The organism is Holdemanella sp. DFI.5.55 (assembly GCF_020593575.1).
Lineage (GTDB): Bacteria > Bacillota_I > Bacilli_A > Erysipelotrichales > Erysipelotrichaceae > Holdemanella > Holdemanella hominis.
Map to the genome: position 1 here is coordinate 1 of NZ_JAJDMK010000305.1, position 256 is coordinate 256.

1 protein-coding gene is annotated in these 256 nt (G+C 51.6%); it reads left to right on the forward strand.

What is annotated here, in order from left to right; all coding sequences use genetic code 11:
* Positions 1-256 (forward strand): carboxyltransferase domain-containing protein (locus LJE08_RS14200; protein ID WP_227403605.1); only part of this gene is annotated, 256 nt, incomplete at both ends.

Sequence of the window (256 nt, forward strand, 5' to 3'; positions counted from 1 at the left end):
TCGGCAGTCAAAACGATTATTCCAGCCTATCGGACGCTGACCGTAACCTTTGATGGTGGCCAGACCAGCTTTGAAGAACTGAAAGATCAGCTTGAGCCGTTAATTGAAAAATCGATGAACGCACCACTGCCGCCATCCAAGACCTGGCTGATCCCAGTCTGCTATGGCGGCAAGTATGGTCCTGATTTGGAGGATGTTGCGCGTTTTGCTGGGCTAAGCACGGCGGAGGTCATTAAAGAGCATACCGCCCAGTCTT